Annotated in this window: 19 protein-coding genes and 2 pseudogenes; 4 read left to right on the plus strand and 17 right to left on the minus strand. The window is 54.0% G+C overall.

Translation table 11 applies throughout. The annotated features are described in order from the left end of the window. Window positions 1-73 precede the first annotated feature (73 nt). The 7 genes and pseudogenes from H7C18_RS26645 to H7C18_RS26675 all read right to left on the minus strand — a co-directional run. On the minus strand, window positions 74-1,780 hold the full coding sequence (locus H7C18_RS26645; protein ID WP_185132164.1) for an extracellular solute-binding protein: 1,707 nt from the start codon (window positions 1,778-1,780) through the stop codon (window positions 74-76). Window positions 1,781-1,861: 81 nt separating this feature from the next. After that, window positions 1,862-3,517 carry a response regulator gene (locus tag H7C18_RS26650; RefSeq protein ID WP_185132165.1) on the minus strand — a complete coding sequence of 552 codons (1,656 nt, stop codon included), beginning with the start codon at window positions 3,515-3,517 and terminating at the stop codon, window positions 1,862-1,864. Continuing rightward, window positions 3,492-5,216, minus strand: coding sequence for a histidine kinase (locus H7C18_RS26655; RefSeq protein ID WP_185132166.1), 1,725 nt, complete (start codon window positions 5,214-5,216; stop codon window positions 3,492-3,494). The genes H7C18_RS26650 and H7C18_RS26655 overlap by 26 nt, the downstream gene beginning before the upstream one ends. Window positions 5,217-5,392: 176 nt before the next feature. Continuing rightward, window positions 5,393-7,648 carry an ATP-binding cassette domain-containing protein gene (locus H7C18_RS26660; RefSeq protein WP_185132167.1) on the minus strand — a complete coding sequence of 752 codons (2,256 nt, stop codon included), beginning with the start codon at window positions 7,646-7,648 and terminating at the stop codon, window positions 5,393-5,395. A gap of 133 nt (window positions 7,649-7,781) precedes the next feature. Continuing rightward, a complete protein-coding gene (locus H7C18_RS26665) occupies window positions 7,782-8,204 on the minus strand; it encodes an SRPBCC family protein (protein ID WP_185132168.1) in 423 nt (140 codons plus the stop codon). Continuing rightward, a complete protein-coding gene (locus tag H7C18_RS26670; RefSeq protein WP_185132169.1) occupies window positions 8,201-8,530 on the minus strand; it encodes a metalloregulator ArsR/SmtB family transcription factor in 330 nt (109 codons plus the stop codon). The genes H7C18_RS26665 and H7C18_RS26670 overlap by 4 nt, the downstream gene beginning before the upstream one ends. Before the next feature lie 175 nt (window positions 8,531-8,705). Then, a pseudogene (locus tag H7C18_RS26675) lies at window positions 8,706-8,842 on the minus strand (alcohol dehydrogenase); the annotation flags it as partial. A gap of 12 nt (window positions 8,843-8,854) precedes the next feature. Between H7C18_RS26675 and H7C18_RS26680 the strand changes: the two are divergent. Then, window positions 8,855-9,016 (plus strand): annotated as a pseudogene (locus tag H7C18_RS26680) (TetR-like C-terminal domain-containing protein); the annotation flags it as partial. 54 nt (window positions 9,017-9,070) lie between these two features. Here the strand turns inward: H7C18_RS26680 and H7C18_RS26685 are convergent. After that, complete coding sequence (locus H7C18_RS26685) at window positions 9,071-11,143, minus strand: serine hydrolase domain-containing protein (protein ID WP_185132171.1); 2,073 nt, start codon at window positions 11,141-11,143, stop codon at window positions 9,071-9,073. Window positions 11,144-11,437: 294 nt separating this feature from the next. Further along, entirely contained in the window at window positions 11,438-13,084 is a 1,647-nt protein-coding gene (locus H7C18_RS26690) for a catalase (RefSeq protein WP_185132172.1), read from the minus strand. 170 nt (window positions 13,085-13,254) lie between these two features. On the opposite strand from H7C18_RS26690, the gene H7C18_RS26695 reads away from it, so the two are divergent. Together H7C18_RS26695 and H7C18_RS26700 are read left to right on the plus strand one after the other, a co-directional pair. Continuing rightward, window positions 13,255-14,016: a hypothetical protein gene (locus H7C18_RS26695; RefSeq protein ID WP_185132173.1), complete on the plus strand. Its 762-nt coding sequence runs from the start codon at window positions 13,255-13,257 to the stop codon at window positions 14,014-14,016. Window positions 14,017-14,060: 44 nt separating this feature from the next. Further along, the gene (locus tag H7C18_RS26700; protein ID WP_185132174.1) at window positions 14,061-15,371 is read left to right on the plus strand and encodes a glycosyltransferase; all 1,311 of its coding nucleotides are present in this window, start codon (window positions 14,061-14,063) and stop codon (window positions 15,369-15,371) included. A 27-nt stretch (window positions 15,372-15,398) separates the two neighbouring features. Here H7C18_RS26700 and H7C18_RS26705 read toward each other — a convergent pair whose 3' ends face one another. Genes H7C18_RS26705 through H7C18_RS26725 form a run of 5 tightly spaced genes read right to left on the minus strand, consistent with a single transcriptional unit; the run spans window position 15,399 to window position 21,133 of the window. Next, window positions 15,399-16,052 (minus strand): acetyltransferase, encoded by a 654-nt coding sequence (locus H7C18_RS26705; RefSeq protein ID WP_185132175.1) that lies wholly within the window; start codon window positions 16,050-16,052, stop codon window positions 15,399-15,401. Next, window positions 16,045-17,154 carry a DegT/DnrJ/EryC1/StrS family aminotransferase gene (locus H7C18_RS26710; protein WP_185132176.1) on the minus strand — a complete coding sequence of 370 codons (1,110 nt, stop codon included), beginning with the start codon at window positions 17,152-17,154 and terminating at the stop codon, window positions 16,045-16,047. Before H7C18_RS26710 ends, H7C18_RS26705 begins: the two co-directional genes overlap by 8 nt. A gap of 41 nt (window positions 17,155-17,195) precedes the next feature. Then, window positions 17,196-17,882, minus strand: a complete 687-nt coding sequence (locus H7C18_RS26715; protein ID WP_185132177.1) for a glycosyltransferase family 2 protein — start codon at window positions 17,880-17,882, stop codon at window positions 17,196-17,198. Continuing rightward, the gene (locus H7C18_RS26720; protein WP_185132178.1) at window positions 17,866-20,370 is read right to left on the minus strand and encodes a glycosyltransferase; all 2,505 of its coding nucleotides are present in this window, start codon (window positions 20,368-20,370) and stop codon (window positions 17,866-17,868) included. The genes H7C18_RS26715 and H7C18_RS26720 overlap by 17 nt, the downstream gene beginning before the upstream one ends. Before the next feature lies 1 nt (window position 20,371). Further along, window positions 20,372-21,133, minus strand: a complete 762-nt coding sequence (locus H7C18_RS26725) for a glycosyltransferase (protein ID WP_185132179.1) — start codon at window positions 21,131-21,133, stop codon at window positions 20,372-20,374. Window positions 21,134-21,314: 181 nt separating this feature from the next. Here H7C18_RS26725 and H7C18_RS26730 point away from each other — a divergent pair, with 181 nt between their 5' ends. Beyond that, window positions 21,315-22,052, plus strand: a complete 738-nt coding sequence (locus H7C18_RS26730) for a glycosyltransferase family 2 protein (RefSeq protein ID WP_185132180.1) — start codon at window positions 21,315-21,317, stop codon at window positions 22,050-22,052. A 2-nt stretch (window positions 22,053-22,054) separates the two neighbouring features. Here H7C18_RS26730 and H7C18_RS26735 read toward each other — a convergent pair whose 3' ends face one another. The 3 genes from H7C18_RS26735 to H7C18_RS26745 form a co-directional block, all read right to left on the minus strand. Next, window positions 22,055-23,410 (minus strand): NAD(P)/FAD-dependent oxidoreductase, encoded by a 1,356-nt coding sequence (locus H7C18_RS26735; protein WP_185132181.1) that lies wholly within the window; start codon window positions 23,408-23,410, stop codon window positions 22,055-22,057. Window positions 23,411-23,446: 36 nt separating this feature from the next. Beyond that, window positions 23,447-24,241 carry an SDR family NAD(P)-dependent oxidoreductase gene (locus tag H7C18_RS26740; RefSeq protein WP_185132182.1) on the minus strand — a complete coding sequence of 265 codons (795 nt, stop codon included), beginning with the start codon at window positions 24,239-24,241 and terminating at the stop codon, window positions 23,447-23,449. Between the two features lie 98 nt (window positions 24,242-24,339). After that, window positions 24,340-25,350 (minus strand): helix-turn-helix transcriptional regulator, encoded by a 1,011-nt coding sequence (locus H7C18_RS26745; protein ID WP_185132183.1) that lies wholly within the window; start codon window positions 25,348-25,350, stop codon window positions 24,340-24,342. Window positions 25,351-25,356 lie beyond the last annotated feature (6 nt).

Raw genomic sequence — 25,356 nt, forward strand, 5'->3', positions numbered from 1 at the left:
CCGCCCTGCCTTGTATTTGAAAAGCGAAGGCCGTTAAAAGACGGATTCTCTTTAACGGCCCCGTTCCAGCGTCTTATCGACTTGCCGCCCAATCGTTTACTTCCTTCGTGATTTGTTCTCCGCCAAGCTTCTTCCAATCCTCTACGAATTTATCGAACTCATCCGCGGAGGCCGCGCCCATGATGATTTTGGTAAACGTTTCGACCTCCATCTTGTTCAGCGCCGCCATTTTGTCTCTCATCGTAGGTGTCGGCGCGCCGTAGAACGCATCGGGAATAAACAATTGCTGATCCAAGTAATGTCCTTCCACGGACTCCGCGCTCTGCGGACCGAAGATTTTGGCAAAGGCCCAATTCAGGCCCAAATTCTCGGTATCCCCTTTCAAATACGCCGATACTTGATCGTACGGAGCTTTCATGGACGGGCCGAGCTTGCTCGGATCGTTGGACTGCAACGCTTGGTTGATGGCCACGTATTCGTCGTAATTTTTGGTTGGCGGCTCTCCGCCGACAACGGCATCGTTATCGTCCACGACAAATTCGTTGCCGCCCGACAGCGCCTTGAGCTTCTCCCTGTACTGATCCGCTCTCTCGCCGTCGCCAAAGTCATACTCAAGGTGCGTGTTCATCAGCTTGATCAGCGCTTCCGGATGCGCATATCCTTTTTTGACGACGTAATAGGATTGAACGCCCAGCGTCGTTTGCACTTTCGCCGGGTCATCGTCGATGGAAGGAACGGGATAGGCTTGCCAATCCATATCTTGATGTTGGTCCTTGACGGCGTTCATGCCGCTGACCGGGGCATACAACGAACCGAACAAAATGCCGAACTTGTCGATAGAACCGATCACTTTCGATTCGTCCTGCACCCCGAACTCCTTATCGATCTGTCCCGATTGATACAGCTTCTGCAGCTCCGCGAGCGCTTGCTTCACTTCCGGCTGGATGCTTCCGTATGCCAGCTTTCCCGACGAATCCTTGATCCATATGTCCGGATAAGCGTGATAACCGTTCATCAAGCCGGTGATGACCGTGTAGAAGGCCGTCGTCAGATTTTTGTTGATGGCCAGTCCGTACGTATCGTTCTTGCCGTTTCCGTCCGGATCGTTATGGGTGAACGCGTCGGACAATTGGAGCACGTCAGCCATGGTTTTCGGCTCCGGCAAATTCAGCTTTTTCAGCCAGTCGGTGCGGATCCACATGAACTGGGATTGATCGTACGGCGAGCTCGTGTAAGGCAGCGCGTACAGTTTGCCGTCGAATTTGGCCGAGTCCAGCTGATTCGCCGCCTCCGTCATGATTTTCTTCGTCAACGGCGAAGCGTACTTGTCGTACACAGCCGACAAATCCTCGACCTGTCCCGCCTCCACAAGCTGCGCGAGCTGATTGGCGTTCACCCAGAACAGATCGGGCAGCTCCCCGGAGGCCATGGAGACACTTAGCTTCTGATCGTACGAATTGTTGGGCGCGGTCCAATCATAGGCGACTTTGATTCCCAGCTCTTGTTGGAACAGTCGATTGTAAGGGTTGTTGGCGTCGCCTTCCGAAGGCTTGCCGACCGGTCTGGCCGCCGTAATGGAGACCGCCGGATCGTATTTCCCGAAAGGATCCGCCTGTGCGGTGCCGCTTGGACTCGGACTCCCCTCCTCGCCCCCTTGACTGGCAGATGCCGACGAAGGAGTATTGCCGGCGCTCTCTTCCTGGTTTCCGCCGCAGGCGGACAATACGAGAGGGAGACCGATCAGGACGGATAGAATGGCTTTGCTCTTGCGTCTCTTCATGCTTTCCATGCCCCCTTTTTCCTATTTTCGCTTACGTTTTGATTATAAAAAGAACGTGTAAGCGGCTCTACTGTCCATGCATTACATGGACTGTCCTCGCTTTACGCATTCTCGATATTCCTGAGGGGATACATTCGTCGCTTTCCGAAAGAAACGGTAAAAGTAGTGCTCGGACGCAAACCCGATCCGCTCCGCGATTTCGCTTATTTTCAGTTTGCTTCCGGCAAGAAGCTCTTTGGCCTGAAGAAGACGTTCTTTGGCAATGTAATCGGTCAGATTTTGCCCGGTCGTCTGACTGTAGAATCGCGATAAATAAGACGGATTGTACCCGGTCACTTCCCCCAGACGCGTGAGGGACAGATCGTTTTCGAGATGACTTTTAATATAGTTGTGGATTTTGACGATCGTTTCATTTTCCGTCTTTTGGAGCCGATTGTTCTGCAAGAGAAATAACTTCTCCGCGACAGCGGACAAGTATTCAATGGCTTCCAGCCAGGAAGGATGCTGTTCGTAGTGAGTCAGTCCCCATAGATCGATAGGATGCTTCGCCAGCTCCTTCGACTCGCCGTGCGAGAGAGAGGACAGAAGCACAGAGACGATGCCGTAATAAAGCGACACTTGTTCCAGCGGATCCGGATCTTGGAGAGAAGCGGCGCCGGCCATTTCATGGAGAACCGCCAGAAACTGCGATTTTTGTCCCGTTTCCAAACAGGTTGCAAGCATTTCGAGCTTATAGCCGGGAACGGTCGGCCTGCCTATGATGGAGGGCGAAGAGGAAGCGGCTTCGCTTTCCGGCGAGATCCGCAGCAGCTGCATGTCGAGACCGTTAACGAGACTTCGGTTCATGTGTCTGCACAGCGCCCCGAAGCGCTCGGGAACCTGCTGCCATGCCCCGCATTCCGATTCGAATACGAATGAAATTTTGAGTTCCAACAGCTGCAGACAGGTTTCCTGTATTCTTTCCAACGTGCCCCCGATAAAGCGAGCGGCCCGCTCCCACTCCTCCGTTTCGCTTGCGCCGTCCGGCAATTGAACGAACCAAACGATGCGGCTCGAGTCGAACGGAATGGACAAAGACCGGACCGAAGTCGCCATATATTCCTCCGCGATGTTTTGGACGGCAAATAACAGCAGAGGCCAATCCGTCGACGGAATATGCGCCGGACGGTCCGTTCTTCCGACCACCAACAGCAGTTGCTGCGCGCTATCCAGACCAGCGTCAAGCATTTGGAATTGACCGGACAGCGAGCGAAGCGCTTGCAAGTCGCCATGCAGCAGGTCACAAAAGAAATCCTTGCGCAGCAGCGGCAGCGTGTCTCTTACCTGAGCTTGGGCGCGCTGCAAAATTTCGTTTGCCTGGAGCTGATCTTCCAGAGATTGCACGGCCCGGTCGATCGCCTCCAGTATTTTTTCGTCCCCATCCGTCTTCAGCAAATAATCGACTCCGCCGTAACGCATCGCTTCCTGAACGTAAGCAAAATCATTATAGCCGGACAGAAACAGGATTTTGCAGCGCGGCCATTGCCGGACGACCAGACGCTGCAGCTCCAGTCCCGACATGCCGGGCATGCGGATATCCGTCAGCATCAGATCGATTCGGGTACGATTCAGCCAATCGACCGCCTCGGATGCCGAATAGGCTTTATAAACCTCCAATTCGCGTCTTTCCTCCTCCACCATCTCGGCTAATCCGTCCACGATGTAGGATTCGTTATCGACCAGCAAAATCCGATACATGCCCTTCCCCCCTCGCAATCGGAATATGAATGTCCACACGGAGTCCGCCAAGCTCGCTTCGCGACAGGGAGAGCCCTCCCTGGTCTCCAAACTTCATTTGAAGCCGCCGGTGAACGTTTAGAAGTCCCGTCGTCTCCAGATCGGACGTCTGCGGCTGAAGCAAAGCCTGCAATCCCGTTAAGTCCGCCTCCGTTAACATTTCTCCGTTATCCTCAACCGTCAGGACGGTTCCGTCTCCCTCTTCTCTGAACGCAACGCGGAGAAGGCCGTCTTTCTCTCTTTGTTCCAATCCGTACTGGAAAGCATTCTCCAAAACCGGCTGCAAAATAAGCCGCGGCACCGCCACGGACCGGCACGATTCCGGCAATTCGCCAAATTCGATGGACAATTGCGTTCTGAATCGAAACGACTGAATCTCGGCATAAGCTCTGGCGTGGCTGACCTCGCGCTCCAACGGAACTTCATCGGCGGCCGAGCGGGCAACGAATTGAAAGTATTCGCTCAGATGCCGGGTCATCCTTGCGATATTGTCATGGTCCTGAACTCTGGCCATCCGGTACAGAATGAAAAAGCTGTTATAAAGAAAATGAGGGTTGATTTGCGCTTGCAATTGTTTCAATTCGGCACGTTGATTGCGGATCTTTTGTTCGTACACTTCTTGAATCAAGGTGCTCAGTCGATCCGCCATTTTGTTAAATTGCGCATATAGGTATCCGAATTCATCTTCCCAGCGATGCTCTATGGAGATGGCGAGATCCCCCTTCTGGACCCTTCGGAAAGCCTGAACCATTTGGACCAGCGGACGATGGATGACGCTATACGTCCAGTAGGAAGAAAGGAGGATAATGAAAATAGATAAAATCGAGAGTGCCCAGAACCACAACCGATAGGTATGCAATGGCCCCATGATTTCTTGCTCGGGCAAGTAGCAGGCGATGGTAGCATTCAGAACGGACGAGCTCTGATAAAAAACGAAGTAAGGCAGATTCCCGATTTTCACCAATCTTTCGCCGGAAGCTGCGATTTCTTTGTTCCGAAGCAGATCACTCGAAACCATCTTGGCTGCGGGATCGGTCGGATTCTCATACACCGACCATTCGCCGTCGTTGGAAACAAGGAGGACTTCCCCCTTGTCGGAGGAAATCTGAGAGAGGATATCACGGATTTTGCCAATCGACAAATCGATCTCAAGCGCAAACGTAGGCGATCTTCCTTCGCTCAGTGGGTCCGGATAAATCTGGCTCATCAACAGGCGATCGTCCGGTTTGAAATAAAATACCGGAAGCTTGTCCGCATGGTCGGATATAAACCGGAACTCTTGTTCGTTCATAGCCGCTTCATAGCTGCTTGAGTAAATCGTATGATTCAACAAAGGAATGTAGATTTTCGCTTCCCTGACATAAACGCTGGATTCTTTTAACACCGTAAGCCTGTTCTCCACTCTTAAAATGCTCTTCGCGATCTCGTAATCGTTCATGGCCGGGGCGATGGTCGATAAGTTTTGAACGTCATCGTCTAATAGAAAATCCTTTTTCATTTTGCTTAAGTGGTTCATCTCGGCTTCCAAAGAGTTTACATAAAATTGCAAATGGGATTGCGTGGATTCGGAGATATCCTTCTCGACCGTTCGGGAGGATGCCTGATTCATGAATAAACTGACCAAATAAAGCGGGATGCAGACCAGCAGCAAAGTGATCACGAGCTTCGGGAATATCTTCAATCTCCTGGGATCCATGCTCCATTTCAAGATGCTTCCCCCTTTATCCAAACAAAAAGAAGCCGCGATTCACGCGGCTGCTCATGCTTCTTTCTATTATTATATGATTAGATGCAAAGCCGTTCCACTGTACTTTTATGACAATGACTGTCTTTGTTTTACCTCAAATATCTTCCCGTAATCGACTGGTCCGCATGAACGATCTGCGACGGCGTCCCCTCGAACACCACCTGGCCGCCCCTGCTGCCTCCGTCCGGTCCCATATCGATGATCCAATCCGCCTGGCTTATCACTTCGAGGTTGTGCTCGATGACGATCACCGTGTTGCCGCTATCCACCAGACGGTTCATGATCTCCAGCAGGTGACCGATATCGGACATGTGAAGGCCGGTCGTCGGCTCGTCCATCACGTAGATGCTGCCCTTCTTGTGCAGCTCGCTGGCCAGCTTGATGCGTTGGCATTCTCCGCCCGAGAGCGTACTGAGCGGCTGGCCGAGCGTAAGATAGTTCAACCCCACGTCTTTCATCGCCTGGAGCTTGCGCACGACCTCTTTCTGCTCAAAGAAGTCCAACGCCTGCTCCACCGTCATCTCCAGCACTTCGGCTATGGATTTGCCGTTCAGCTTGTACGCGAGCACTTCTTCCTTGAACCGTTTGCCTCCGCATACTTCGCAGGGCATCTTCACGCTCTCGAAGAAGGATAGGTCCGTATACACGACGCCGAGCCCCTGGCAGTTCTCGCAGGCCCCCTTGGAGTTGAAGCTGAACAAGCCCTGGTTCACCTTGTTCGCGGCGGCGAACGCCTTGCGAACATCATCCATGATGCCCGTGTAGGTCGCCGGATTCGAGCGCGTGGACACGCCTACCGCCGATTGGTCGATGACGATCGCATCCGGATGCCGGCTGAGGAATACATCGTTAATGAGCGTGCTCTTGCCCGAGCCGGCGACTCCCGTCACGACGGTCAGCACACCGACAGGGATATCGACGCTCACGTTCCGCAGGTTGTGCAGATTGGCATCTTGAATGGAGAGCTTGCCGGACGGCTGCCTGCAATCGCTCTTTAACTGGAGCGGGCGTTTCATATGGGTGCCCGTCAGCGTACCTGCTTCCAGCAAGCCGGAGTAGCCGCCTTCATACACGATGTTGCCGCCGCGGTTGCCGGCATGAGGACCGACGTCGACAATATGATCCGCCACCTTGATCACATCGGGATCGTGCTCGACGACCAGCACGGTATTTCCTTTGTCGCGCAGTTTCTGAAGCAATTCGTTTAAGCGATGCACATCGCGGGGGTGCAAGCCGACGCTGGGCTCGTCGAAGATGTACGTGACATCCACCAGGCTTCCGCTCAGGTGCTTGACCATCTTGACCCGCTGCGACTCGCCGCCGGATAACGTGTCCGTCTCCCGATCCAATGTCAAGTAGTCCAGTCCGATATCCACCAGATGCTGCAGCCGCTCAACCAATGAGTTGAGAACCGGAGCGGCGGTCGGGGCGTCAAGCTCCCGGATAATCCGGATGAGCTGCCCGACCTCCATGGACGACATCTGGGCAATGTTGAGCCCGTTGATCTTGCAGCTCAACGCGGCCTGGCTCAATCTCGCGCCGCGGCAACTGGTGCAGACCCCTTCGGTGATGTACGGCGCAACTGTTTGCTGCGTGCGCTCGGACTTCGTCTTTACATCCTGCCTGATGTATTTGTTGCTGAACTTCTCGATAACGCCTTCCACGGTGATGTTCGTCGCCTTCCCGGCGAAATCCATCTTCACTTTCCTTGCCTTGCCGTACAGCAGCTGTTCCCGTTCCTCATCCGTATAGTCGCTTAGCTTCTTGTCGGGATCGAAGGGCCCCGACTGAACGATCAGGTTCCAATCCCAGCTGCCCGCCGTATAGCCCGGAAGCTGAATCGCCCCTTCGTTTAACGACTTTGACTGATCCACCGCCTTGCTCAAGTCGACGCCCAGGCTGCGCCCGATCCCGTTGCACTCGGGACACATGCCTTGCGGATCGTTGAACGAGAACATATGCGCCGATCCGACATATGGCTCGCCCACGCGGGAGAAGAGTAAACGAAGAATGGGAGAAATGTCGGTAATCGTGCCCATCGTGGAATGGGAGCCGCCGCCCAGCCGCTTCTGATCCACAACGACCGCCATGCTGAGATTTTCGAGCGCGTCTGCATCCGGCTGCGGAATGCGCGGCAGAAAGGTACGCACGAACGTGCTGAAGTTCTCATTCAATAACCGCGTGGATTCCGCGGCGATCGTATCGAAGACGATCGACGACTTGCCGGAACCGGATACTCCGGTGAAAATCGTGATCTTCCGCTTGGGTATGCGCAAGGATACGTTCTTGAGATTGTTCTCTCTCGCGCCCGAGATGACGATGTACTCCTGATTCGATTCGCTCATCCTGACATCCTTCCGTCGCGTTTTTTTCTACTCCTATTCGCATTGTACCATTCATCGCTGCGGTTTGTCCGAAGCACACTTAAACCGGTTGCACATCACATGCAGCCGGTTTAAGTCGATACGGTTCACACGATTATTGTTCCAACAACTTTTCAAGCTCGCCGCACCATTTGGTCCAGCCATACCGAGCCCCTTCGAGTCCTTGAGCGTTGGCGAATCCGATTTGATCGAGATGAAGGTTCACCTTGCCGTTCCCTAGATCCTGCAGCGTCCAGGTGACCGTGTGCTTCTCCCCGCCGCTGGCCCAAGTATAGGACACCCGGTTCGGCGCGTCTACGATCAGCACTTCTCCTTCGATAATTCCGTCCCACCATTCCGACGGCTGAGTGCGGAACTGAAAACGATGTCCGACGACCGGCTTGAAATCATTATCCATCGCTTGTCCGTTGTGGATGTCGACCACCCACTTGGCAAGCTTGTTGGAGTCGGTTAAGGCGGACCAAAGCTTCTCAATCGATGTCTTGAATTCAAAATCCATAGCTAATGCTAAACTCATTCTTCTTCCTCCTCCATAAGTTGGCTCAAGCGCAGCATATTCGTACTCCAGAACTTGCTGTAGAAAGCCAGCCAATCTTTGACTTCTCTGAGCGGAGCGGCATTTAGCCGATATCGCGTTTCTCTGCCGACTTTGCGGTCCAGCACGAGTCCGGCTTCCTTGAGGACGGCCAAATGTTTGGATACTGCCGTTCGTCCCATGGGAAACAGCGCCGTCAACTCATGGAGCGGCAGCTCCTCCGCCTCTGCCAGATGACGAATCAGCCGGCGTCTGGTTGGATCTGCAATCGCGTCAAATACATCCCGCAACTGGTTGTTCCCGCCCACAACACCCTCTCCTAAATATTCATACGAAAGATCAGCCGTTGGGTTTGAAGATCGGACACCATTTAGTGACGCTTAGATTATAGGTCACCGTTTGGTGTCGTGTCAACCCCGTTTTTTGCCGAACGAACGATCCGCCTTTCTCCCTCATGGCGGCCGGACGCCGGCAATAAAAAAAGGTCACGACGATCTTCTGACTGTAACCGCCGAAAGTCGGATTCCCGTCATAATCCAAGGAGTTGTAATTCCGGCGATTTCATGGCCCGGAACCATCGGGAAGATTCCTCCGCCCCATTCTCCGTAGGCGCTATGGATAGGGATGAAGTGGACAGAAACGGCAAAAACGAAGGGTTACGCGATGAGGTCATCCTCCAATATGTCGGAACGGCCTACGTCGGGATTGTGGAAGGGTGGATCACGAACGGTATGCCCTATCCTCCGGAAGTCATGGCCAGGCAGGTCGGGACATTATTGGAACGAAGTTTATAAAATAAGCCCGCCGCGGCCAATGACCGGGCGGGCAAATCTTTGCTTCCTAATAGATTACTGCAGGGAAATCTCGAACTTCGAGCCGGCATCTCCGGCGAAAACGACGGATCCTTTGGCCGGCAGCTCCACCTTCCGATCGCCGCCGATCACGCTGAAGAATACGCACGTTCCCTTCTCATCGTAGACGGCGACGGAGCCGTTCGCGGGCGTTTTCACCCGAACGGCCTTGCCCGCATCCTTGTCGCTTACCGTGTACCACTTGGCGTAACCGCTCGACGGGATCGTGACCGACGACTTCTTGGCGATATAAATGGGCTTCACGGCCTCTTCGTTTACATAGACGCTTCCCGCCGCATTCAGGTATTCGACGCCATCCCGGGTATAGAAGGTATAATTCACGAGGTCCCGGCCGGACATGCCCGGAATTTGCACTTCGGAGACGGCCGTATCCGGACCCGTGATGCGTTTATCCAGCACGTAACCCGGCAATTGCTCGGAAAGGTTCAAGGTCATGGCCGGCAATAGCAAGTAGGCCAGCGACGTATCCTTCTCATTCAGCGGGTAGTACTTCTTGCCGTCGCGACGCTCCCAAGCCGCAGCCGTCTCGGCCGGAAGGGGATCGCCTGGCTGAAGCTTCTCGGCAGAGTACAACGACAGAGCCGTCTGCCCCAATCCCGGCAGCGAAGCGTACTGTCGAGTCCACAAATAGGTGCGGCCGTTGTCCTCCGTCACGAAGCTGATTTTGGTATTCCCGTCCGCGCTCCGGAACGAACCGTCCGCCGCATACTCGTATTTCTCGGCCGGATAATCCGGGGCTTGCTCCGTAGACAAGGACAGTTCTCCGCCTTTGCTAATCCCGACCTTCATCGTTTGATTGCTCGCTCCGTAGATTCCCGCATATTGGAGGACAGATTCCGGCATATCCGCCTTCATCGGCTTGCCGTATGACTTCTCGGGCTTAAAATCGGCAATCTCTCCTTTTTCCTTCAGCGCCTGAAGCAGCATCTGATTCGCCAGCAGCTGGTCCGTCGTGCTGGATCCTCCGGAAGAGACGACGGCCGCCGCCATATCTTCCCCGGGAAGCACGACGAGCGACGCGTGGTAGAGGATCGTATCCCCGCCTTTGGTCAGCGCCTTGATGCCGTAGTCTCCGAACGGATACAGATCGACGCTGTCCCAGCCGAGTCCGTATCCGATCGAATTGTCCGCATCGTCCGGCCATAAGGGCGTCTTGTATTCGTCCTGTTCCATAGCCTCGACCGATTGGCCGGACAGAATCCCTTCGGCCTGCCCCGTGAAGATTTGCGAGAATCGAGCCAAATCCTCCGCCGTGGAATAAATTCCGCCCGTCCCGATGACATTGACCGTCTCGTTCGGCAGCTGTCCCTCGTAAGTCGGATAATAGAGTCCCGCCATCTTGGATGCGTTCGGCGAATCGAGCGGCGTCTTCGTATCGGACATTTCGAGCGGCTCCGTAATGAACCGGTGGATATAAGAGGTAAAGTCCATGCCGCTGACTCTCTCGACCAGAATCTCGGCCAACGTGAATCCGTCGTTGCAATAAACGGAATAAGCGCCAGGATCGGCCTTCAAGGTCTGATCGGCCAGCTGCTTCAGAAGCGTATCGTGCGCGTAAGGATCGTTGTCTTCGAACAAAAAGGCGTTCGTCAGCGACGAGCCGTTCAGACCCGAGGAGTGGTTCAGCAGCATGCGCGGCGTAATCTTCTTGTAGCGATCGTCCTTCATCGTGAACTCGGGGATATACTGCACGACCGGCGTATCCAGGTCGATCTTCCCTTGGTCGACCAGCTGCATGACGGCCGTTGTCGTGAACATCTTGCTCGTCGAGCCGATTCCGTACATCGTGTCCGCCGTTAGCGGCTTCTTCCCCTTCTCGTCATTCACGCCGGATTGGCCGGATACGACAATGTGCCCATGATCGATGAGGGCGTACTGCACGCTGGTGGTGCCGTAAGATTTCGTGAGGAGATCGGCTTTCTCCGCCGAAGCCTTCTGCGTCTCTTCGTAAGCGTTCGATGTCCCGTCCGCGGCCGAAGCCATTGCCGCTGTCGGCGCGAGAAGCGATAAGACGGTCGCCGCCGCCGGCAGCCATAATTTTGTTCTCATTGCAGCCTCCTTGAGCATTCTATTAGATCACTATTAGATACGCAGGATTCTGCAAGTAGATTCCAAGATTTTCAACTCTTTAGGGAAAGTTTAGGCTGGAGCTCGATCGGGTCGAACCGGCTCGGGTTGACGGCGTGCCGACCGCCCTTGGACTGAACGGTCATGAATGATGGGAGTTCTCAACGGCCTTCCGCGCAAAAATAAAAACCCGGCGCGATCGCCGGGTTGGTTTTTCGTAAAATCCTAGTGGTTGAAACGCTCCCCATTTATCTTAATGGGGAGCATGGTTCGTGCTTAGTAAGGATCCGCTTCGCGGCCTTTGTTCGCCGCGGCTTGTGCCGCATCGTTCGCATCCAACGAGCCTTCTCCATATTTCGAAATGCCCGCTTCCCGGCCTGGAACTTTGGCTTCCGTTTTGGCTTGTTCGATTTCTTTCTTTTTCTTTTCGATGCCTTCCTTCACGCGGCGGCCGTACTCTTCATCGGCTTGCGTGAAGTGCCCGATCATCGCGTCTTGAATGCGTGAATCGCAAACGGCCAGCGCTTCGGACAAATTTATGATCAACTCCTCGCGCTCCCAATCTTCAAACTTGCGGTAGGTAACGCCTGCTTGGCCGTAAGGATTCGGGCGATCGATGGGGGCGCTCATTACCGTCGCTTGATACGCAGGCTGGTGCGGCGGACGATGTTCTCTGCTTGCTTCCTGGTAGCCGCCGATCAGGGACGGTTCATAGTTGATGTGCGGATTTTCCCCGGACTCCTTCGGCTCGCGGATATCCATTTGGCCGCGGTGCTGGTTCGTGTGAACCGGCGCTTTCGGAGCGTTCACGGGCAGCTTCAAATAGTTGGCGCCTACGCGATAACGCTGCGTGTCGGAGTACGAGAAGGTGCGTCCCTGGAGCATTTTATCGTCCGAGAAGTCCATTCCGTCGACAAGAACGCCCGTGCCGAAAGCGGCCTGCTCGATCTCCGCATGGAAATCGACCGGGTTGCGGTCCAGAACCATCCGCCCGGCCGGCAGCCAAGGGAACCGATCTTCCGGCCAGAGCTTCGTATCGTCTAGGGGATCGAAATCGAGCTCCGGATGGTAACCGTCCTCCATGATTTGAACGTACAGCTCCCACTCCGGATAATCTCCCCGCTCAATGGCCTCATACAAATCCTGCGTCGCATGACCGACATTCTTGGCCTGGATCGAGGCGGCCTCCTCCTGCGTCAGATTGCGGATCCCCTGCTTCGGTTCCCAGTGATACTTCACCAGTACCGCGTCGCCTTTGTCGTTGACCCACTTGTAGGTGTTGACGCCGGACCCCTGCATATGGCGGTAGGTGGCGGGAATCCCCCACGGAGAGAACAGGAACGTAATCATGTGCGTGGCCTCGGGCGTGCGGGACACGAAATCGAACATTCGCTGCGGGTTCGGCGTGTTCGATGCCGGATCCGCCTTGAATGCATGAATCATATCGGGGAACTTCATCGCATCGCGAATGAAGAAGATCTTCAGGTTGTTCCCCACCAGATCCCAATTCCCCTCCTCCGTATACATTTTTACTGCAAAACCGCGCGGATCCCTCGCCGTCTCCGGCGAATCCTTTGCCCCGGCTACGGTGGAGAACCGGACCATCAGCGGCGTACGCTTCCCGGCACCGGAGAAAACTTTCGCCCGCGTATACTTCTCTACAGGCTCGTTTCCGACTTTCCCATAAGTTTCGAAATAGCCGAACGCTCCCGATCCGCGCGCATGGACCACCCGCTCCGGGACCTCTTCCCGGTCGAAATGCGAAATCTTCTCTATAAAATGATAATTCTCCAGCGTGGCCGGTCCCCGATTGCCGACGGTCTTGAGATTCTGGTTGTCCATCACCGGATGACCCTGTCGCGTCGTCAAGGTGTCACGGCGCACATCTTGCCCTATAGAAGTCCCTTGGTTCTCGGTCAACATAACCCCTCCTCCAAAATTTTCACATCTAGAGTGCTTCTGGCCAGCCATTTTATGCATTTTCCCTTTTTTTGGACAGCCTTCCCTTCCGTTTCGCCCTTTCCAGGATACCGGACTTGCATATAATGGATCGAACGGGACTGATGAATAACAGTCAGAAATGAGGGGGAATCGTGGAATCCAGAATACCATGCGTGGTCTTGTTTTATTATAATGCCGAAATTATTGTCAGCACGATGGAGTTTCTGCTGCCTTATTCCGATCGTCTAGCCATCACCGTTCTCGAGAATAAGAGTATCCACACCGACTCGACGATCAAACCCTATTTGCAGAGTCTCGTGAACGATTCAAAAATCGAGCGTTATGTGCTGTTTGACGAAAATATTACGATGAATGCCTATCGGATCGCGTTTGAACACGGGCTGATCGAACCGTCGGCCAGCGATTATCTCATGTTGACGGACGGTGACTTGATCGTCCCTCATTCCGATTTCCTAACCGAACAATTGAACATCTTGGATCGGCATCCGGAGCTGTTTGCATGCGGAGTGAGCTTAAGCATGCACAATCTTCCATTGAACAACTACCCGGATGCGACGTCGTGGATTCCGGGCGATTTCCACGTTCACCCCGATTATGTGGAGACGGTGACCGGGTTCCATCTCCTCCTGCTGAGAGCAAAGGAATTCGCTCAGTATTTGGACTATTCCCGACAAACGGGGAATTCGATTTTGGATATCCCGATGCATCATTACTGTCACCATGTTCTCGGGAAAAAATGGGGAAAAACGAAGCTCAGCCAAGCCGTTCACCTCACTTGGGACGTTTACGCAGACAGCGGCCATCCCTATCAGGAATGGAAATCCAAACAAGACTTGGAAGCTCTGTTTGTCCACGATCGTTATTGCCAATTCCAGGTTTATTCCCGTCCATAGGACGAATCTTCAGGATAAATGAACCGAGAGCCGAGGCGTGTCATTTGAACGAGAAAAAAATCAGCTTTATTTTTTGCGTCAACGACCGGGAGGCATGGAAAACATCGCTTCGGCACATCGAAGAACTTGAAGTTCCCGAGGGCTATGAAATTGAAATATTGGGAATATTCGACGCCGCAAGCATGACGTCCGGCTACAATGAAGCGATGGGAAGAACGGAAGCGAAATACAAGGTCTATCTCCACCAAGACGTTCACATCCTCAATCGGCGATTCATCAAGGATGCTCTCCCTCTTTTCCAACGGCATCCGCAGATCGGACTCATCGGCATGATCGGAACCGCCAAACTTCCCCAGAGCGGAATGTGGTGGGAATCCGACGACAATTACGGTCTGGTGTATGGCAGCCATTCGGGCAAGATGGAGCTACTCTCCTTTCAGCAAAACGGCGAAAGCGCATTTCAACGGGTTGCTGCCGTGGACGGTTTGCTGATGATAACGCAGTACGACCTTAACTGGCGCGAGGACCTCTTCAAAGGCTGGCACTATTACGACTTGTCTCAATGCATGGAGTTTCGCCGGGCCGGGTACGAGATCGCGATTCCCTTTCAGGCCGAGCCTTGGGCGCTGCATGATTGCGGAGTCGCGGATTTAACGGGCTTCGAGGAGAACCGGCTGTTGTTCGTAAACGAATATGAGAAGGAAATCAAAGAACAAAACCGATTAAAGGAGCGCGATTCAACTTTGGAGGAACATCGAGACGTCCGTATCTCTCAACTGCTCGAAACCGTAAAAGGAACCGAAGGCTTCCTGATGGATCTGGAGATCATGGGGCTGCTGCAGCTTCCCGCATGGGTCGATCATCTACCGGGTGCCATTGTGGAGATCGGCAGTTTCAAGGGAAAAAGCACGATTGCGTTGGCCAAAGGCAGTCAGCTTCTGACTACGCAAAAGCGCCCGGTTTGGGCGATCGATCCTTTCTCCCATCCTGCATTGGCCCCATACGAAGAAGGGTTTAAAGCCAATATTCAAAAAGCCGGTATCGGCTCTGTCGTCAACGTGATCAAGAAGCCCAGCCAGGAGGCGTACGCAGATTGTCCGGAAGCCATCGCGGCCTTGTTCATTGACGGGGACCACAGCTATGAAGGCGTTGTTCACGATATCATTCATTACGCCTCCCGTGTCGTACCCGGCGGGATCATCGCTTTCCACGATTATTCCTACAGGGAATGTCCGGGATACGAGTGGGCGGAGCTGCCCGGAGTCACGCAAGCGGTCGATGAAATGTGCGCGCAGGACGCCTATGAGTATGTATGCGACTATATCAGTCTCCGATTGGTCAGAAAACGCGGCTAAGCGACTCTATGGCAAAAAGGCGATCGTTCACCCCTTAGGGCGAACGATCGCCTTTTTGAATACAGCCGGAACCCCGGCATAGAGCATTTGAGGAGGGACATCGCTTCGAACGAACGCCCCGCCTCCAATGACCGACCATGCTCCGATCTTTACCTTCTCTCGGATGGAAGAACCGGTGCCCAGGAACACCCCCTCTTCGATCTGTACATTGCCGCTTACGTTAACTCCGGGACTGATGGTCGCATACGAGGCAACGGATACGTCGTGCGCCAGCGTCACATTCGTATTGACGATAACGAAGCTGCCGATTCGCACGTGAATGCTGACGATGCTGCCTGCGCATAGGATACAATTCAGGCCGAGTTCGGTATTCTCGGGAATGTGAACCGACGGATGAACCAGGGCTTCGGACAGCCGAAAGCCTTGGCTTGCCGTGATGTTCGCGAACTTCTTCTTCAGATGCGGGTCCCCGACTCCTGCACAGACGACGGCGAATTCTTCCCGGTACTTTTCGAACGATTTCAGATCTCCAAAAACAGGAATCCCTTCGACGACCTGCCCGTTCATCTCGGGACGTTCGTCGAGGAACCCGGCAACCTCGCGACCCAAAATGTCGCATAAGGCTGCAACTTCTCTTCCCATGCCGCCGCAACCCCAGATCAGCAGCTTATCCTTATTCATCGGCCAGACACCGGACGATACGCTGCACTTGCGCCTGTTCGATGTCTTCCCAGACGGGCAAGCTCAATATCCTTCGACAGACGTCTTCGGTAACGGACAAATCCGAATGGGGGCTGCGCTGAAAAAGCGGTTGTTCATGGCAGGAAGGAGAAAAATACGTTCTGGCTTGTATGCCTGCGGCCTGCAGCTTGCTCAAGTAAAACCGATGGTCATGCTTAGGCGGACATAACAAGGGAAAAAACTGGTAGGGAATCTTCCCCCCGCCTTCTTGAAGCTTCCACCCCTTGAACAGCATTCCGGCATCTTGCAATTCGGCCCGGTACCAATCGGCGATCCGTTCGCGGGCGATTATTTTCTCGTCGACGACCTCCAAAGTTGCCAGTGCGATCGCGGCGGCATACTCGGATACTTTACCGTTAAGCCCGATTTGCCTCGATTCCCGATTCTGGTCAAAGCCGAAGTTGGAGCTCTGGCGCAGACGATGGATCAGAGTCTCATCCGCGCTGTATATCAATCCTCCTTCTCCGATTCCGAACAACTTCGTGGCATGAAAGCTGAATACGACGGCTCCTTTAAAGCCCCGACCGAACTGGTCGTCCCTCATGCATCCGAAGCTGGACGCCGCATCGATCACGACGGGAACCCCGCTCCTTCTCAACGACTCATAATATTCAAGGTTCAGTTCGGCTCCGAAAGCCGCATAAGGCACGACGACGGCGACTTCATCGCCGAGCTTCTGCAGTGCCTCCTCGAGCTGCCGTTCATTCAGGCACCAACGCTCCGGATCGATATCGATAAAATAGGGCTCCAGTCCGCACCACATGGCGCTAAGAGGAGTGGCGGAGAACGTGAAGCTGGGCATCAGCGCGTACTTGCCGGCCCGTTTGACTTGCATGATCGCAAGCATGAGTCCGGTCGTTGCATTGTTAACCGTGACGACAGCTCCTTCATCGGAGAAAAAACGGCGAAGGATTCGTTCTTCCACTCGCTTGTTGAGCGGACCGTGATTGCTATAGATTCTCGTCGCATCGATTTGCTCGAGATACCCCGTCAGAGCATCTTTGGAAACGAGCCGCGGCTTAAGAAACGGAATCTCGTCCATTCCGATACTTCTCCTCCGTTCTTCCGAGTCTTCTCCTCTCCTCAATGCTTCCAGGTCAACGGTTCCGGAAATCTGGCCGTCTTGATCCCAAGCTCGATCATTCGGCGAACTTTGTTCCAATCCCCCGGTTCTTGAAGAAGATAAGAATTCGGGTCCCATTCGATGCGCTTTAGCCAATGATGATAGAACATGGACGAGGTCGTGATTTTGGCGCACTGCAGCGGCTCCGCATCGTTCATTCCCCATTGTTCCGGGGCGAACATGAAATAAAAGGGGTGATAGATCAAATCGGCTCTCGTCTGTCGGGCGAATTGAACCAACTTCTCGATGCGATCCGCATTAAAATCGTCGTCGTCATCCAAGTGTGTAATAAAATGTCCTGTTGCCTTTTGAAGCGCCCGATTGGTGGGGATGCTTCCGGCCACGAGCCATCGCTGGAACGGTTCGTCAGGATAAAGTCCATGATTGTCCAGATTCTCAAATTGAATTCGGGGATCGTTGAATCCCCGAACGACTTCCTCCGTATGATCGGTGCAACCGTCCCCGACAACGAGAATCTCCAGATGTCGATAGGTTTGATTCACGACTGACTTCAAGCTGCGGTTTAACAGGAGATCAGCCCGGTTATAGGTAGGAATGCACACCGTAACCAGCGGCTGATCGATCTCGAAGGCTTCCCTATATTCGGGCGATTGAGAAGCGATCAAGTAATCATCCGGCGTTGTCATTCGCTTCCCTCCTGTATTCCGTGAAAGTATAGATGTGAGCGAAGCGGGCTTTTTTTAGAAGATTATCATCGTTTGTCAAATAAAGATTCGGGCCGATTCGCCGAATGCCGTGCACCGGCTTCTGGAGATAGGTAGAACAACGAACAAAAACCATGGTTTGATTCTGGTTAAGTTCGATCAGCCTTCGTTTCCAAATCGAATGGAGTTCGCTCCAATCCTTGGAAATATAGACGAGAACGGCAGGCTGACCGCTTTCCGCGATAATTTCCGCGATTCGGTCCCGGTCGGCAAGATGAAGAAAGGGCGACGCCGGCATTTTGTGCTGCTTCCATTCCCTCTGCCACTTCTCTTCGAAGATCTTTTTGTTGTTCTTAAACGTTTCGTCGTAATGGTGTTCATCCCATTGCTTGAACGTTGCGCTGCCGTAATGATAAACAAAGGCATCTTCCGCAATCGCAAGCCGGTAACCTCCTGCCAGCATGCGCAGGCAGTAGTCGTCGTCTTCGAACATGCCGGCGCCAAAACGGTCATCCAGGTAGCCGATTTTCGCGAATACTTCTTTTTTAATGGCTACGCAAAAGAAACCGAGCATCTCCGTGTACCGCATCTTTCCGTCATAAAGCTCGTAAAAATCCCGCAGCCAGTTTTCGTTCGCACCGTTCGTGCTGTCTCCGATAAAGAAATCCACATGTTGATCGTTGCCAACGGAATTGGACATTGGCCCCACGGCCCCGATCTCGGGATCAAGGCTAAAGGGATGTAACAGCCTGTTCAACCAGCCTTCGGATACGAGGGTATCATTATTAAGCAATACCAAAATGTCCCCGACCGCGTTGAACGCGCCTATGGTGTTCCCTTGCGCATAACCTCCATTTTTCGGAAGAAGAATGGTCTTCACTTTGGGGTGATTAAGCTGCAGCAAGGATGCCGGCGTCTCGTCAAGAGAACCGTTATCCACGACGATAACTTCGTAATCCGGATAGTCGGTTTTGCGAAGCACGCTGTCCATGCACCTTTCGCTCAATTCCCAGTTGTTGTGCGTCACGACAATAATGCTGACTTTAGGATACAGCTTGGTACGAATGAGTTTTTTCAGCTGAAGGTACCGCTTCTCCCATGTATTCTCGGCAGCGAATTGCTGTCTTTTGTCCGCCAATGTCGGGTCGTTCTTCTCTTGAAGGACCCGCCGTATCGAAGTCTCGAATTCCGAACTGTCAGCTGCAAGCTCAACGTACTCCTTCATGCCGTGAAGCTCTTGCAGATCTGTAGCCACGACGGGTTTGCCTGCCGCCAAATACTCGTAAACCTTTACCGGATTGGTCGCTTTGGTGAGCTTGTTGATCAGGAACGGGATGATGCAAACGTCAAACCGGTCGAGGTAACGGGGAAGTTCTTGATAAGGTTTCTCGCCCAGAAGGTATACATTCTCCAGCGACATTAACTTGGCAACGTCGGTATGGTAGGAATTTCCGATCAGCACGAAGCTCCAGTCCCTATTCGCACTTGCGACTTGGTAGATAAGATCGATATCGAACCAGTCGGCAATGGCTCCGAAATAACCGATAATCGGGCCGTTAACGGAAGGCATATCATTCGGCGCATCGTGAAAGTGACGACTGAAGTGTTTGTACTCGCCCGCATTCGGAATCCATTCGACTCTCCGATTCCACTTCTTGGCTTTCTCCTGGAGATGAACGGACGAAACAACGACTGCATCCGCCGATGCCAGCAATTTCGGCTCCAACGCCAGCAGCTCTTCCGATGTATTCGAGAATCCGGAATGCTCATCCATGCAATCATAAATCGTTTTGTTGTTCTTCAGCTCAAAGACCAATGCGGTCCAAAACGGAAGATCTACAATCGACACCGTATAGTCAATGCCGAATTTTTGCTTTAAAGCTTCAATCGACCACTGCAAATACTGTTTATCCAAGGGATCTTCGATGGTATGGACATACGCGTTTAATAACGTATGAGAACATAACTTGACCAACCAAACATTCGGCTCTACTTGTTCGATTTGAAGTTTCGAACGAATGTCATCAGATGTAGCGTTCGGATCTTCGATTTGAGTCGAATGAACCGAGAAATAGAAAACGCGGATGCCATCCTGCGCGAAATGACGGCTCATATGCTGCGGCCGTTGCCATCGGTAGCCCCAATCGATGATCGGAAACCGAAATAAATCGAAAGAACGGACACTGGCGGGCGAGGATGGGACCTCGGATGCCGTCGATTCCGAAGTCGATGAGCTCAGATCAAACGAGGGGGTCGCAAGTTCCGGAAGAGCAGGGTCCTTCCCTTCTTGAAGAACCGGTATTGAATGTGCAGGGGCAATCCTTGTTCGAGACTTTGCTCTCGTTCGCCGCCAATACTCTATTTTTCGAAGGAGTCTCGCCTTTTGCAGCCGCGCCTGTCTTTTATTCTTCTTCCAACGGACAACTCCATTCAACATACGCAACAGTCTTCTCTGCTCTTTGGAGTACATGTTATCCATCCCACCCTTTCATGGATTGAGATTCCATGTAGGCGTTAACCACTTCAGGATGTTTTCCGGCGAACGGAACCAGCTTGATCTCGTATTCGCCATGTCGGTAAGACCAATCCGGCTTCCCGACGTTTTCGTACAAGTTTACGTCTCCGCGCCGATTGTCGTTGAATTTAAATCGATTTCCGAACGCATAGTGATAATGGTAAAGGGGGATGTTCAGCCTCTGCGACGGAAGCGTCCACACATCCCCGGTCTTGCCTCTGAGCGTGCAGTGATGCTTTTGATCCCGATAACGGATCCCCTTGCCGTTCCGCCACATCCGAATGATATCGTTCGACCATCTCTCGTCGTTAGGCGCATTGACCCGCACGGTCCAGGGATCCTTCCAAAAATTAATCATTGGAAACATCAAGACGTCCGCATCCAGTTGGGGAAGCAACGCCGGCACGGTCGATTGAAATGCGTCATCAAAGACCTCGTCCGCATCGATATTGGCGATCCAATCGCCTTTTGCCTGATCGACCATAAAATTGCGAACGTCCGACTCATTCCATTCGTCCGTGTAGGCTGTTCCTTGCATCGATAAATAGAGACGAATGTTAGGATGGGTGCTCGCGAACGATTCGATCATTTCGATCGAGCCGTCCGTGCTTCCTCCATCGACAATGATCACTTCATCCGCGAAGGCCGTCACGCTCTGCAAGTACAAGGGCAAGAAAGTCGATTCATTCAGGACGGGAGTAATAACGGTTATGGACATACACACCTCTCCTGGATTCGTATACGCTCATTCTATTCCGTCGTATATCCCGAGAACATTGGCATTTGTCCGTATAGGCTTTTCTCTAAAATTAGCGTCAGAGCTAGTCGCGTATCCCTGACGACCGAGCGGCGGAAATCATAAACTGTACGAAAAAGCCGGTGGCTGCAAGGAGGAATCCATGAATACGGACCTGGTTATCGTCACTTTTAATGCCGCTGCCTATATCGAGAAATGCCTTGATGCCATTGAAGAGCATACGCCGCCGAACGCAACGATGATTGTCGTCGATAACGGCAGCGCCGACCGCACGGTTGAAATTCTGAGAAGCCGATCGAATATCAAGCTCATCGAGATGGGCTACAACGCGGGTTATGCCAAAGCGGTGAACTGCGGTATGCTCGCCGGCGCCTCCGATACGATTGTGATTATGAATCCCGACGTATTCGTTACGAGCGGATGGCTGCCTCCGCTGCATGACACGCTTTGGTCGGATGAGAAAAACGCAATCGTCGCTCCAAAGTTGATCAATAGTTCCAATCAGCTTGTCGGGGTGGGCACCGATTGGGACTGGACTTCTCCCTATTTCATGTGTGAGCATGAGGCAAATCTCCTTACGGAGAAGAGGGCATGTCTGGCTATTAACGGAGCCTGCTTTCTCTTGAAGAGAAAGTTATTGGACGCCATCGGCATGCTGGATGAAGGGTATTTTCATTACTTCGAGGAAACGGATTACTGCTTTAACGCGAATTTTTGCGGTTATCGGGTCATCTTTTGTCCTGCCAGCGTTCTCGTTCACGAATATTATCCGAATCCGGACCGCGACAACGCGGTCCGCCGATATTGGGAGCAAAGCGAGGCCCTCTTTAATCGAAAGTGGAGTTACCGAGGCAACGGCGTCATCGAGAAAAATCCGTGACGTTATTCAGCCGCCAGCTCCCTCCCGACATAAAGGCCGCTCGCCGCCGCCTGGGAGAGGGAATGAGTGGTGCCGGAACAGTCGCCGATCACGAACAGCCGCGGGATTCGGGTCTCGAACCGCCCGTCGGTCTCGATTCCCGGCGAGTAGAGCTTGCCGTCGATGGCGTACAGGATCGTGTCTTCGTCGATCGGTTCGCCGAGCAGCTTCTCCAGCGCATCCAAAAATTCAAGCGTGGCCCGTATGTACGTCTCCGGCACCTCGAGCCTCAGATCCGCGAGCTCCGCATCGAGCGTCGGGACGACGGCGCGCAGAGCGGATACCGACGCGGTTCGGGAGGAGCTTCGCCTTCGGCGAAGCTCCCCGAGCCTCTGCGCCGCGATTCGGGCGCGCCCCCGGTTCACGCCGCCGACGACGTCGCGCAAATACCTGTCCGCCTCTTCTGGCGACCGGAAGTACGAAGGCACGAACAAGGTGAAGTTCAGATTGGGCGAGCCCCCTTCCTCGCGCTCCCGGTAATTCTGTCCGTCCGGCATCGCGAGTCCCTCCTGATGCTTGAGGATGACGCGTCCGCTCGGGTTCATGCAGTACGTCGTCGCCGAATAACCGTTGCCGGCGAAGCGCAGCTTGGTCTCGAACGAGCGGCCGAGAATCGATCGCAGCTGATCGCCACGCATCTCGATCCGCAGGCCGAGATCGACTCTCGCTTCGCCGCGGTCGATACCGAGAACCCGGCACTGCCTTGTCAGCCATTCGCTGCCGCTGCGGCCGGTGGCGATGACGACCGTGCCGGCTTGGACGGTCTCCCCGTCCGCCAGCGTCAGCTCGAAGCCCCCGGACGCGAGCCGGCGCATCTCGCGAACCTCGGAGCGGAATCGCCAGTCGATCCGGCTCTCCATTTCCTCGTACATTTTGTGAAGAACCGATCGGGAAAGCTCCGAGCCCAGATGGCGGGTTCTCGTCGTCAGGACGCCGAATCCGGCTTTCTCCGCCCTCTCGGCCATCTCCGGGTCGCGGGTGTCGTACAGTTGGACGCGGCCTCCGCCATGTTCGCAAAGTACGGCATCGACCTCGTCCATCAGCTCCAGCGCGCGCCCGTATCCGACCTTCCGCTCCAGATCTCCTCCGAAGTCGTTCGTATAGTTGTACTTCCCTTCGGACAAGCCCAAGCCTCCGAAGCCGACGTATTTGTCGCATGCGTCGCAGTCGCAGCTCTCTCCCCGGTCGAGCGGACAGCTGCGTTCGTCCAGCTTCTTGCCTTTGTCGATCATCAGCACCTTGTATCCGCGCTCCGCCCACTCGCGCGCGGCGAAGATACCGGCGACGCCCGCGCCGATTACCGCGAACTCGTATCTCAAGTCTGTTCCCCCGTTCCGTTCCCCAGGGCGGTGCCGTCAGAAAATCGTCGGAACCATTCCCCCGTCCATGCGAATGGGAGACCCTTTGAAGGCAGAAGCATACGGACTGCACACGAATGCAGCCAGTCTGCCGATTTCGCCGGGTCTGATCAATCGCCGGATTTCCGATTGAGGCAGGTTGGCTGCCATGAACTGTTTTTCTTTCTCCGCGAAGGTCATCTCTTCATTCGGGTAGATGCTCTCGATGATTTGCCGGACGTTCTCGGAGAGGGTCGGTCCCGGCATAATCGTATTGACGGTGACTTCCGTTCCTGCGGTCAACTTGGACAAGCTTCTGGACAACGACAGCAGCATGGACTTGGTCACGGCGTATTGGGGCATCTGTCCGGAAGGCATAACGGCTTCTTCGCTCGCAATAAAGAGGATGCGGCCGCAACCTTTGCCCAGCATGCCGGGCAAATAGAATTTGGATAAGCCGTTGGCGGCCAGAACATTGGTACGGAAATATTTCTCCCATATCGCATCGTCAACGTCTTCATAACTCATGATCTCATAAATCCCCATATTGTTCACTAAAATATCGACATGAGGATATTTCTCGAACAAAGCTTCTCTCTGCCGAATATCTGCAAGATCCGCCGCGGCGTTCTGAGGCGACGTATCCGGAAACATCGTCTTGATCTCATTCACCGTCCGTTCCGCTTCTTCCCCGTTTCGGCCGTTAATGAGAACATGAGCGCCTTCTCTGGCCAGCTCGACGGCAATCGCTTTGCCGATTCCTTTCGTTGATCCGGTAACAAGAGCGGTTTGACGGCTCAATCCCATATCCATGAATCATTCTCCTCGTTAAGCAATCTTGTGCGCCGGCTGTGACCATCTTATCAAGTCCGGATCGCTCCGTAACTGGCCCCGTGCGCCAAAGGATTTGCTTAACCCGCCATTCCCTGTTCGGAACGCCAATTCGAAGGAGTCTCCCCCTCCCATTGGCGGAAAGCGCGGTAGAAGGAGCTCTGGTCTTCGTATCCGACCAGGAACGCCACCTCTTTGATATCGATCGCCGGATCGGCCAAGTATTCGCAAGCCCGCTCGTGCCGGGCCCTAGCCAACAGGCTTTTGAAGGTCGTGCCGTCTTCCGTAAGACGGCGCTGCAGGGTGCGGTCGCTCAACCCCAGTTCGCTTGCGACAGCCGCGATATCGGGACGTCCTCCCGTCAGGCTGCGCTTCATGATCCTCTTTACCGTCTCGCTGATGGAACCGCTTCGGCGCTGCTCGTCCAGCGAGCGGTCCACCGCGGGAGTCAGAATCTCCAACAGTTCTTCGTTATGCGAGACGAAAGGACGATCCAGATCTCTTCGGTCCAGCGTCAAGCGGTTCGCGTCCGCGCCCGCTCGAACTCGGCAGCCGAAGTAGGCTTCAAGGGCTTGGACATCTCCCATATCCTGCGAAAATTCGACCCGCCGAGCCGTCAGTTGTCGGCCGGTGCCGCGGCGGCCAAGCTCCAGCAAATAGGCCAGCGTGATGCCGACCAGCACCGGCGGGCAGGGCTGCTCGCCATTCGGCGAATCCAGTTCGAGGGTACAGAGCTCGCCTCCCTCTTGAATCCGCAGGCTCTCGGGAGGGCACATGGCTTTGTAACGGGCCATTCGATTCAATGCGTCCCGGTAATCGCGAGCGTGGAACGTCGCCAAGGCAGCCGGCGGGTACTGAGCGCTCGCAAAGGCGCTCACAAGCTTAACGATGCCGGCCGCCGCGTCTCCCATCAGCTCGGAATAAGCCTGCCAGATCGCGAAATAAGGGGCGGCGGCAAGCGCGGGTTCCTGAATAACGGTCAGCGGCAGCCGCGCTTGGCGGGCGACGTCGGAAGCCGTTATTCCTAATCGGAGCAGTCCGGCCCAGAATCCCGAAGGCATTGCGATACGATCCGTAGTAAAGGGAGTCATCCGATC

Source organism: Cohnella zeiphila, assembly GCF_014212055.1.
Classification (GTDB): Bacteria; Bacillota; Bacilli; order Paenibacillales; family Paenibacillaceae; genus Cohnella; species Cohnella zeiphila.